At 39.8% G+C, this 221-nt stretch carries 1 protein-coding gene; it reads left to right on the top strand.

Going from position 1 to position 221, the window contains the following annotated elements; genetic code table 11:
- Positions 1-221 (top strand): Rib/alpha-like domain-containing protein (locus HZY83_RS00005; protein ID WP_218925273.1); only part of this gene is annotated, 221 nt, incomplete at both ends.

Genomic DNA, 221 nt, shown 5'->3' on the forward strand with positions numbered 1-221 from the left:
GTAGTAACATATCCAGATGGAACAACAGACGAACTAGAAGTAACAGTAAAAGTTGTAGACAACAGAACAGACGCAGATAAAAACGAACCAGTAGGAAAAGACCAATCAGTTAACTTGAATGAAGAGCCAAAAGCAGAAGATTCAGTAGAGAACTTTGGAGACTTACCAACAGGAACAACAGCGTCATTCAAAACACCAGTTGACACAAGTTCAGCAGGAGA

This window comes from Gemella sp. GH3 (genome assembly GCF_013415425.1).
In the GTDB taxonomy this organism is placed as follows: Bacteria; Bacillota; Bacilli; order Staphylococcales; family Gemellaceae; genus Gemelliphila.